Source organism: Aequorivita sinensis (assembly GCF_006346335.1).
GTDB lineage: Bacteria > Bacteroidota > Bacteroidia > Flavobacteriales > Flavobacteriaceae > Aequorivita > Aequorivita sinensis.
Genome location: NZ_VDMC01000054.1, coordinates 1 through 1,086, shown reverse-complemented (window position 1 = coordinate 1,086; position 1,086 = coordinate 1). Strand labels below are relative to the sequence as shown.

The 1,086-nt window shown below is 32.2% G+C and carries 1 protein-coding gene; it reads right to left on the bottom strand.

Annotation, left to right across the window (positions count from 1 at the left end):
* Positions 1 to 210: 210 nt before the first annotated feature.
* Entirely contained in the window at positions 211 to 960 is a 750-nt protein-coding gene (locus tag FHP04_RS14350; protein WP_139856837.1) for a YqjF family protein, read from the bottom strand.
* Positions 961 to 1,086 lie beyond the last annotated feature (126 nt).

Below are 1,086 nucleotides of genomic sequence, written 5' to 3'. Positions count from 1 at the left end.
TTCTCTTTCGACTGTTACAATCTTAATTAATTCTTCATCTGTCCTTTCAGACATTACTTTTGCAAATTCGTTTTCCATTAGTTTGATGGTTCGTTTATATTAATGCCAACGGTTTGGCTATGAAAAGTAGCGGAAAAACAAGCGCAAAACTGTCCGCTGCAACTTTGTTTTTTTTAAAGTACAAAAACTTTCGATTTAGAAAATCAGCAGCTATTTTTTATAGCCGTTGTTGTAGCCAGTTTTTTTGTTTTTTAATTTTCCCCAAGCTAATACTTTTACTCCTTTAGAGTATTGAACTTTACTTGGTTGTCCGTTTATTAATTTTTCAAATCTCGGATAATTTAAATCTAGTTTTTGTATGTCAATTTCATTAATTGTCCATTCCAAATGATGGATTTCGAATTCATTAATCGATTTGTCCGTATCTTGAAAAAGTGCATACCTTTCAGTTAGCCATTTGTCCAATGCAGTTTTTCCCGTCACTTCCTTTCCAATGGAAAATTCAATGTCAAGTTTATCATCAAATTCCAAGTTTTGAGATTGATATTTTTCCTCCGTCCTTTTAATTGCTGAAAATCTATATGGAAGTTCTGAAATTGCTTTTGCGACTGTACAGGATAAACGTTTTCCTCCTTCGATACTCAAAAAGTAAACTCCAGTTTTATTATTTGATTTTACATAAGTCCGAATATTTATTTCATCAAAATCCGATATTGGCGAAAAAGAAGGAAGGTTTTTTGGTCTTATTTTTTCCATTGTAAAAGCTACAACTGAAACCCAAGGTTCGCCGTCAAAAAGGTCGATTTTCAGTTCTTTCGGTACAAACTTTTTCAGTTCGTCCAAGTCCACTTGATAATGAAGAAATATTGCATTATTCCATTCTTGATAAAATTTCCAACTGTCTGTCGGAATTCTCCAAGGTCTATGTTTTGTGGTGTTTAATATTTCTCCGATTGTCATTTTTTTTAAATTGGCTACAACGTTTCGTATATGATAAGTAGGCGATCACTAAGCCCTAAATTTTTGTCTAATCCTAAAGTTTGATACAAGCCAAAAATATTTCAATTAGTACTTTTTCGCCTATTT